Genomic DNA, 9418 nt, shown 5'->3' with positions numbered 1-9418 from the left:
CCCGTTGAAGCCCGCAAAGCCCTGTATTGGTATGATCCGATGAAGCCAGAGCAGCATTTCGATCAGCCAGGTAAATCTCCCTTTATGGATATGGAACTGGTGCCTCGCTATGCCGATGCCACTGATTCATCTTCATCCACGACAAATGCCAGTATCAAGATTGACCCCAGCCTCACACAAAATACCGGTCTTAAATTAGCCACCGTCCATAGCGGAACGATATCGCAGGGGATTGAAGTGCCCGGTAGCGTGGTATTTAACGATCGAGATGTCGCCATTGTGCAAGCGCGTAGTAATGGCATTGTGGAGCGGGTATATCCACTCGCAACTGGCGATATCATTCAAGCCGGAGCACCGATTGCCGAGCTGCGCGTGCCCGAATGGCTGGCAGCACAAAATGAATATCTAGCACTACGCCATGATGCCGAGCTAGCAGGCCCGTTGCTCTCTCGCCTGCAGCAGCTGGGCATGAGCACGACACAGATTGCCCGCCTAAAACAAAGTGGCCAGCCGCAAGCCACCATTACTATCACAGCGCCCCGCAGCGGCATGATTGCTGAGCTATCCGTACGGCAAGGCATGGTACTGAGCCTTGGTGCGCCTCTGGCGCGGATTAATGGTTTGGCCAGCGTGTGGATCGAGGCCGAAGTGCCTGAGGCCCAAGCCGCCACGCTCAAAATCGGAGCACCGATTCACGCTCTTTTTGCGGCCTTACCTAATACGCCGATCAGCGGCAAAGTCACCGCACTCGTGCCTGAGTTGAATAAGGAAACGCGCAGCCTAAGGGTGCGGGCCGAGACTCCTAACCCTAAGGGGCTACTCCGCCCCGGCATGTTTGCGCGTATTTCTTTAGCTAAGCCTGACAGCGCAGCGGTATTGCTGGTGCCAAGCGAAAGCATTATCGCCACCGGCAAACGCAGCGTGGTGATTATGAGCGACGGCCAAGGGCGCTTTACACCCAGCGACGTCAAAACAGGCCGCGAGCATCAAGGGCAAACCGAGATTGTTTCTGGACTTAAAGAAGGCGAGCAGATTGTAGTTTCTGGACAATTTATGATTGATTCAGAGGCCAGCTTGCGTGGGGTATTGGCAAGGATGAACCCTGCGGCTTCTGCCGTCACCTCTGCCCATTCCGACCACGCTGCCACCGCCCCTGTTCAAGCAACACACCAAGGCCAAGGCATCGTTAAAGCCATCGACAGCAAGCAAATCACGCTAGAGCACGGTACGATTGCTTCCCTCAACTGGCCCGCCATGACCATGCCTTTCCCCTTAGCCAACCCCAATCTAGCCAAGGGAATTCACGTCGGCCAGCAGGTGAATTTCTCCTTTATTAAGCAAGGCAGTGTGGTGCAAAGCGTTAAGGTCGTTACCACGGGAGGTCAGCCATGATTGCCAAAGTCATTTACTGGTCGATTCGTAATCGTTTTCTTGTCTTACTTGCAACCGTGATGCTGGTGGCCTGGGGCGTTTGGGCGGTTAAAAATGCGCCTATCGACGCCTTGCCGGATTTATCTGATGTGCAGGTGATTATTCGCACGCCTTATGCGGGGCAAGCGCCGAGGATTGTTGAAGATCAGGTCACCTATCCGCTCACCACTACCATGCTTTCTGTGCCTGGCGTTAAAACCGTAAGGGGGTTTTCTTTTTTTGGTGATTCTTATGTCTACGTTTTGTTTGATGACAACACCGACCTCTATTGGGCGCGTTCTCGTGTTTTAGAATACTTAAATCAAGTGCAAGCTAAATTACCCGCTGCCGCTCGCCCTGCCTTGGGGCCAGATGCCACGGGGGTGGGCTGGATTTATGAATATGCGCTGGTCGATAAAAGCGGCAAGCATAGCTTGGCAGATTTACGCAGCTTGCAAGATTGGTTTCTTAAATACGAGCTTAAAACCCTGCCCAATGTGGCCGAAGTGGCGGCTATTGGCGGCATGGTCAAGCAATATCAAGTGGTGCTTGATCCGCTGAAATTAGCCAGCTTTGGCATCAGCCATGATGTGGTGACCGAGGCCATGGCAAAGGCCAATCAAGAAACCGGCGGCGCGGTGATTGAGCTGGCCGAAAGCGAATATATGGTGCGTGCCAGCGGCTATTTAAAAACGCTGGATGATTTTAGAGCCATCCCGCTTAAAACATCGGCCAATGGCGTGGCGGTGCAGCTGGGGGATGTGGCCCGCATCCAGATTGGGCCAGAAATGCGCCGTGGCATTGCCGAGCTCAATGGTGAAGGCGAAGTGGCCGGTGGCGTGGTGATTTTGCGCTCAGGCAAAAACGCCCGCGCCACGATTACTGCGGTGCAGACCAAGCTAGAGCAGCTCAAGAAAAGCCTGCCAGCTGGGGTAGAGATCGTCACCACCTATGATCGCAGCCAGTTAATCGATCATGCGGTGGAGAATCTCAGCCATAAATTGCTCGAGGAATTTATCGTCGTCGCCCTCGTCTGTGCCGTGTTTTTATGGCATCTACGCTCGGCGCTGGTGGCGATTATTTCACTGCCGCTGGGCGTATTAGCGGCGTTTATCGTGATGCATTATCAGGGCGTGAACGCGAATATTATGTCGCTGGGCGGCATTGCCATTGCCATCGGGGCCATGGTCGACGCCGCCGTGGTGATGATAGAAAACGCGCATAAAAAGCTCGAAGAATGGGCGCATGCGCATCCTGATCAAAAGCTAGTTGGGGCTGAGCACTGGCAAGTCATCGGCCACGCTGCCGCCGAAGTGGGGCCAGCTTTATTTTTTAGCCTCTTAATTATCACCCTGTCTTTTATTCCAATTTTTACTTTAGAAGCGCAAGAAGGCCGACTCTTTGGCCCGCTCGCCTTTACCAAGACTTACGCCATGGCGGCAGCGGCGGGGATATCGATCACGCTAGTGCCAATTTTGATGGGCTATTGGATACGCGGCGCTATTCCCGATGAAAACCGTAATCCCTTGAATCGCTTTTTGATTAAGGTGTATTCCCCGATGCTAGAAGCCGTGCTTAAACGCCCAAAAACCACCTTAATCGTGGCGGTCTTGGTGTTTATCACCGCACTCTGGCCTGCTCGCCAATTAGGTGGCGAGTTTCTGCCGCAAATGAATGAGGGCGATTTGCTATATATGCCCAGCGCCTTGCCAGGCCTTTCCGCCGCCAAAGCCGCCGAGTTACTGCAACAAAGCGATCGCCTAATCAAGACCATCCCCGAAGTTGCCACTGTCTTTGGTAAAGCAGGCCGAGCAGAAACCGCCACCGATAACTCGCCTATGGAGATGTTTGAAACCACCATTCACTTTAAGCCGCAAGATCAATGGCGGCCCGGCATGACGCCAAAAAAACTGGTGGAAGAACTCGATCGCACGGTGCAAATCCCTGGCCTTGCTAATCTATGGGTGCCGCCAATTCGTAACCGCATCGACATGCTCGCCACCGGCATTAAAAGCCCCATCGGCATTAAAGTGGCAGGCACCGACATCGCCAGCATCGATGCCACCGCCATTGCCATCGAAAAAGTCGCCAAAACCGTCACCAGTGTTTCATCCGCCTTGGCCGAGCGGCTCAGCGGTGGGCGCTATATCGATGTGGATATCAACCGCGCAGCCGCCGCTCGCTATGGCCTGAATGTGGCCGATGTGCAATCGGTAGTCGCCCGCTTGATTGGTGGTGAAAACATCGGCGAAACGGTAGAAGGCACGGCTCGCTACCCGATCAATGTACGCTACCCGCGAGAGCTAAGAGACTCGCCCGAGGCGCTACGTAATTTGCCGATTGTAACGGCGAATGGGCAGCAAATTACCTTGGGATCAGTCGCCAAAATCAGCATCACCGACGGCCCGCCCATGCTTAAAAGCGAAAATGGCCGCCTTGTCTCGTGGATTTATATCGATGTAAGGGATAGCGATTTAGTCAGCGTGGTGCATCGTTTGCAAACCGCCATTGATAGCCAAGTCACCCTCAGCCCCGGCGTAAGCGTCGCCTACTCAGGGCAGTTTGAGTTTTTAGAGCGCGCCAATGCCAAGCTCAAGTTGGTGATTCCGGCCACGCTGATGATTATTTTTGTGCTGCTTTACCTCACCTTTAGGCGCATCGATGAGGCCCTGCTAATTTTGGCCACGCTGCCATTCTCACTGGTGGGTGGCATGTGGTTTTTGTATATGTTGGGCTACCACCTATCCATTACCACCGGCGTTGGCTTTATTGCGCTGGCGGGGGTTTCCGCTGAGTTTGGCGTGATTATGTTGCTGTATCTCAAGCAAGCATTAGAGAAGCGGCAAGTAGGAGATGGACCACTGGAGCTGGCGGTAATCTTAGATGCAATCCGCGAAGGCGCGGTGCTCAGAGTGCGCCCCAAAGCCATGACCGTTTCAGTCATCTTGGCAGGGCTGCTGCCGATTTTATGGGGCAGCGGCGCAGGCTCAGAAGTCATGAGCCGAATCGCCGCCCCCATGGTTGGCGGCATGATCACCGCGCCGCTACTCTCCATGTTTGTGATTCCTGCGGCGTATTACTTGATGCGCCGCCGTGGCTCAAGCCTTTTAAGTATAACTTCACTGTAAAAAGGATTTTTTCATGCAAAAATCACTTTCTGATAAGCAGATATCGGTCAGCAAGTCACTTTTGAGCTGCAGATAGAAGGAACAAGCATGTCCATAACCGTGATTGCGATAAAAGCAATTTGCTAAGTAGATAAGGCGGCTTTGGTCGCCTTATCTACTTGCCCCATTCATATTGCCTATTTTTATCTTGATGTATTTTTAAAGCGAAGTCGAAACGTCGTGGCGTTTGAACTGCAACTTACATCAACATCGCCATGATGTAGTTTCATAATTGAGGAAATAATGGCGAGGCCCAAGCCTGAGCCACCATCGCTGCGGCTACGGGCGGGGTCTACTCGGTAGAAACGCTCAAATAAGTGTGCATGATGCTCAGGATGAATTATCTCTCCTTTATTAGTGATCGCAATATTTAGCATTTGCGGATCTTGCCCTATTGCTACTGTAATAGCGCTGGCAAGATCGGCATGCCGAATAGCATTAGAGAGTAAATTGGTCAGGGCGCGTTGCAACATGGATTTGTCAGCTAATATTTGACCGCTACCACTTACAAGCAATTGGATGTGCTTGCTTTCGGCAAGCGCATCAAAAAAATCAAATAACATTTCAATTAGTGGCTTTAAATCAATTTCTTCTAGATTCAAAGCCTGTTCGGCTTGCTCTGCATTGGCTAGAAACAAGAGATCATTAATTAAACGATTTAGCCGTAATAGCTCTTCTTCGGCCGAGGCCAATACGCGCTGATAATCCGCCACCTCACGGGTTTTATTCAAATTTACCTGAATATCGCCCAATACATTACTCAATGGCGTACGCATTTCATGCGCTAGATCGGCAGAGAATTGTGATAGCCGTTCAACGCTATTCTCTAAGCGCTGCAACATGCCGTTAAAGCTGATTGCCAGCTCTTGTAACTCGGTTGGCACCGCTTCAATGCCTAATCGGGCATGTAATGATGCTGCGGTCACACTACTCACTAAGGCATTGAATGTTTGTAAGGGCTGCAAGGCACGCTTAGCGACCAGCCATGAGCCTAGCGCAATAAATAACACCGCAAACGGTAGGGCTAAGGCTTGTGATTGGCGAAATAGGAGCAGTAATTTTTGATCACTTTCCCTTTCTAAAAAAACCAGCAGCCATTGTGCTTGTGTAGGGTGCGCTTGAACACCGAGCAAGACAGGATCGCCTAAGCTATTTTTTCTAGTGAATACACCGTTCATCCATTGGGAGTGGGCTTGGGCAAGGGCTTGTTCTTTGGCAAAAGGGTCCGAGCTTTTTAAAACGGTTGAGCCTGAAACAAGAGCCCAGTGTAAATAAGGATGGCCAACTAATTGTGCAGATAGCTTGGATTCATCGGCGCTCGTATTGGCATTGAGTACCTGCTGCAAAACTTCCATTTTGCCGACCAGTTCCGTTTTGGCTCGTTGATCTAGAGCTAAACGCAATAAGTGGTCTGTTCCAATGGCAATCAAAAAAACTAAAACTGCACAAAATACGCCCACCATGCCGCCTACCCGCCAAGCCAAAGATTGCGGTACATTCATACTAGAAACCTCGCATAAGAAAGATCACTGAGCATGGCGATCATTCTTCATCCCTTACTTCAAAAACATAGCCCACACCACGTACGGTATGAATGAGTTTAGGGCTAAAGCCATCATCTACTTTGCCTCTTAGACGGCGAATAGCTACATCGACAATATTTGTGTCGGTATCAAAATTAACATCCCAAACATTCGAGGCAATCAGAGTGCGTGTCAGCACTTCACCATGGCGGCGCATCAGTAAATGCAGCAGAGCAAATTCGCGGGCAGTTAGGTCGATCTGTTGTTGATTACGGTAGGCTTTATGTTTAACAGGATCTAACTCTAGCCCTGCCAGTTGTAGAGTTTCGGCGGGACTCACTTTATTGTTTCTTTTAAGCAGTACCTTTATGCGAGCCAGCAACTCAGGGAAAGCAAAGGGCTTAGGCAAATAATCATCTGCACCCGATTCTAGCCCGCGTACCCGGTCATCAATCCGGCTGCGTGCAGTGAGCATGAGTACAGGTGTTTGCTTGCTACGTCGCAGACCATCAAGCACACCCCAGCCATCGAGCAAAGGCAGCATCACATCCAAGATGATTAAATCAAATTCTTCTTCCAGTGCTTTATGTAAGCCATCAATACCATTGCTGGCGATATCAATCGCATAACCACTCTCACTTAAGCCCTGTTTTAAATAAGCAGCTGTTTTGCTCTCATCTTCAATAATTAAGATGCGCATCTTTATTCCCCTCTGTTGCTTAAATTCTATCCTGAATCTTCTCCTGCCTTGCTTTATGACAAATTTGTAATGTTTGGGTCATCTTAGCAATAGGTATGGCGTGCCTATACTTCTGGCTTATTCAGCTTAACTAACCATTGGGTCGAGGTAGCCATGCAACCACGCATATCTCTGTTTTCTATCAGTTTGCTTTTAACTGCTACTACTGCCCAATCAGATGAAATCAGCGCCCCAGCTTCTATCACTCGCTTGGAATATCACTCGGTGCTTACTCAATATCAGCCATATCGAGAACAGGTGCTTATTCCTTGGCGTGAATCAAATGAGACGGTCGCCAAAATTGGTGGTTGGCGCGTGTATGCCAAAGAAGCTAGGCAAGCTTCTGTGCCTCAGACTCAACCTGATGCAAGCCATGGAGCTGCTCATGAGTGAACTATTTCAGGTGTCGAGAGTGAGGCTTGCAATCCTGAGCCTCTCTGTTTTGGGATTGACAGCTTGTGCTAGTGTCGACTTTGAGCGATCGCTCGCTCAAAGTAATCAAACGGCAGCCTCTTTCACCCAAGGCAAGCTGGCCCTCGCGACGACAGCAAAGCAGCGCACTGAAATGGATAAAGCCGCTACTGATTTACTAAAAAAGCCACTAGACCAAAATAGTGCTGTTCATTTGGCTCTGCTCAATAGCCCCAATGTGCAAGCTATGTTGGCGCAAAACTGGGCTGATGCTGCAAGCGCCGCACAATCTGGGCGGATCACCAATCCACTATTCACTTTTGAGCGGGTCACCATAGGGAGTGAGCTTGAACTAGGTCGTTTGCTGTCTTTTGGTTTACTGGATTTGCTCACCTTGCCTCAGCGCTACGATATAGCGCAGCGTCGTATCGGGCAGGCTCAGCTGCAACTGAGCTTAGATACGATTGAGCAAGTAACTCAGATACGACAGATGTGGGTAAAGGCGGTTGCAGCACAACAGAGTTTGGCATACGCCAAGCAAGTTTTTGAAACTGCAGAAGCCAGTGCCGAACTCGCTCGGCGATTACTCGCCGTAGGCAATTACAGTCGTTTAGCCCATGCGAAACAGCAAATTTTTTATGCAGAATCTGCTACACAATGGGCTGCGGCACAACATTCAGCCCTAGCTAGCCGAGAGGAGTTAGTTCGGGGGCTCGGCTTAAATGATGCCCAAGCCGCTCAACTTCAGTTGCCTAATAAATTACCCGATCTTCCTAAGAGCCCTCGTAGTGCCGAAGAAATTAGTCAGTTGGCCAATAAAGAACGGCTGGATATCAAGCTGGCGAAGGCCACATTTGATACCTCTGCAAAGGCGCAGGGGCTGAATGGACTGACCAGCTTAATTGATATCGAGCTAGGCGTACGCCATGACACCGTCTTTGATAATACAGAAGGGACAAAAAAGAATCGCAAGGGGTATGAAATTGCGCTGCGTTTACCGCTATTTGACTGGGGTGGTGGCCAACGCGATGCCATGAGTGCCCAAACATTAGTCGCAGCCAATCGCTTGGAAGCCACGGTGCGGGCAGCGGGCTCAAATTTACGCAGCAGTTATTCCGCCTATCGAACGGCCTACGATATGAGCCGTCACTACCGAGATGAAGTGCTGCCTTTACGAAAAATCATCGCAGAAGAAAATACCCTGCGCTACAACGGCATGCTTCTTAGTGTCTTTGAGTTATTAGCAGATTCTCGTGAGCAAATTAGTAGTGTTGTTTCTGCCATCGCAGCAGAGCAGCAGTTCTGGCTCAGTGATGCGGCTTTGCAAGCCGAACTGATGGGCAAACCTAGTGCATCCATGATCAGCTCAGTAACAGCGGGTAATGCCAGTGCGGATGCAGGGCATTAAGCTCATTTCTTAAAAAGGCAGCAGTGATGAATTCAAGACGAGATTTCTTAAGAACGGCGGGTATGGCCGGTGCAGTGATTGCCGCCAGTGTGAGCAAAGTGGCTATGGCCGCCTTGCCTGAGCCAGTTAGCCAAGCCCTGCCCGACACTATGCCGCCGCTCATTCCAGAAAATGGCCGCCCTTATAACCCCGTGGTGACGTTAAATGGCTGGACCTTACCTTGGCGGATGAATCAGGGGGTGAAAGAGTTTCACCTTGTGGCCGAGCCAGTCGTGAGAGAAATGGCCCCTGGTTTTAAGGCGCATCTATGGGGCTATAACGGCCAATCGCCCGGCCCAACCATCGAAGTGGTTGAAGGTGATCGGGTACGTATCTTTGTAAGCAACAAACTCCCTGAGCACACCAGCGTGCACTGGCATGGCCAGCGTCTGCCTAATGGCATGGATGGCGTTTCAGGCTTAAATCAGAAAGCGATTCAGCCTGGCAAAACCTTTGTGTATGAATTTGTGGCAAGGCGGCCCGGCACATTTATGTACCACCCCCATGCTGATGAAATGACGCAAATGGCGATGGGCATGATGGGTTTTTGGATTACCCACCCTAAAACCAAGCATCCTTTGATTGCCGAAGTCGATCGGGATTTTGTGTTTTTATTGAATGCCTACGATATTGACCCCGGTAGCTACACGCCCAAAATCATGACGATGAATGATTTTAATTTGTGGTCTTGGAATAGCCGTATTTTCCCCGGCATTGATTC

7 protein-coding genes are annotated in these 9418 nt (G+C 50.5%); 5 read left to right on the top strand and 2 right to left on the bottom strand.

What is annotated here, in order from left to right; all coding sequences use genetic code 11:
- The coding region (locus tag Q0R17_RS03265; protein ID WP_293932084.1) for an efflux RND transporter periplasmic adaptor subunit at positions 1-1392 on the top strand (1392 nt) is incomplete at its 5' end.
- Complete coding sequence (locus Q0R17_RS03260; protein WP_293932083.1) at positions 1389-4538, top strand: efflux RND transporter permease subunit; 3150 nt, start codon at positions 1389-1391, stop codon at positions 4536-4538. The genes Q0R17_RS03265 and Q0R17_RS03260, both read left to right, overlap by 4 nt.
- Positions 4539-4720: 182 nt before the next feature.
- On the opposite strand, the gene Q0R17_RS03255 is transcribed toward Q0R17_RS03260, so the two are convergent.
- Both Q0R17_RS03255 and Q0R17_RS03250 read right to left on the bottom strand, forming a co-directional pair.
- Complete coding sequence (locus Q0R17_RS03255) at positions 4721-6079, bottom strand: heavy metal sensor histidine kinase (protein ID WP_293932082.1); 1359 nt, start codon at positions 6077-6079, stop codon at positions 4721-4723.
- 40 nt (positions 6080-6119) lie between these two features.
- Positions 6120-6800 carry a heavy metal response regulator transcription factor gene (locus tag Q0R17_RS03250; RefSeq protein ID WP_293932081.1) on the bottom strand — a complete coding sequence of 227 codons (681 nt, stop codon included), beginning with the start codon at positions 6798-6800 and terminating at the stop codon, positions 6120-6122.
- A 153-nt stretch (positions 6801-6953) separates the two neighbouring features.
- Here Q0R17_RS03250 and Q0R17_RS03245 point away from each other — a divergent pair, with 153 nt between their 5' ends.
- The 3 genes from Q0R17_RS03245 to Q0R17_RS03235 all read left to right on the top strand — a co-directional run.
- A complete protein-coding gene (locus Q0R17_RS03245; protein WP_293932080.1) occupies positions 6954-7232 on the top strand; it encodes a hypothetical protein in 279 nt (92 codons plus the stop codon).
- The gene (locus Q0R17_RS03240) at positions 7225-8658 is read left to right on the top strand and encodes a TolC family protein (RefSeq protein WP_293932078.1); all 1434 of its coding nucleotides are present in this window, start codon (positions 7225-7227) and stop codon (positions 8656-8658) included. The genes Q0R17_RS03245 and Q0R17_RS03240 overlap by 8 nt, the downstream gene beginning before the upstream one ends.
- Before the next feature lie 26 nt (positions 8659-8684).
- Positions 8685-9418 (top strand): multicopper oxidase domain-containing protein (locus Q0R17_RS03235; protein ID WP_293932076.1); only part of this gene is annotated, 734 nt, incomplete at its 3' end.

Origin of the sequence: Iodobacter sp., assembly GCF_025352645.1 — a bacterium.
Classification (GTDB): Bacteria; Pseudomonadota; Gammaproteobacteria; order Burkholderiales; family Chitinibacteraceae; genus Iodobacter.
Note: the sequence above shows the minus strand (reverse complement) of the source record. Positions and strands in the feature narration are given on the sequence as shown.

Excerpts from the sequence above, each read along its gene's own strand:
- Q0R17_RS03245 (WP_293932080.1), top strand. The coding sequence starts at position 6,954 with ATGCAACCACGCATATCTCTGTTTTCTATCAGTTTGCTTTTAACTGCT.
- Q0R17_RS03240 (WP_293932078.1), top strand. The coding sequence starts at position 7,225 with ATGAGTGAACTATTTCAGGTGTCGAGAGTGAGGCTTGCAATCCTGAGC.
- Q0R17_RS03260 (WP_293932083.1), top strand. The coding sequence starts at position 1,389 with ATGATTGCCAAAGTCATTTACTGGTCGATTCGTAATCGTTTTCTTGTC.
- Q0R17_RS03255 (WP_293932082.1), bottom strand. The coding sequence starts at position 6,079 with ATGAATGTACCGCAATCTTTGGCTTGGCGGGTAGGCGGCATGGTGGGC.
- Q0R17_RS03250 (WP_293932081.1), bottom strand. The coding sequence starts at position 6,800 with ATGCGCATCTTAATTATTGAAGATGAGAGCAAAACAGCTGCTTATTTA.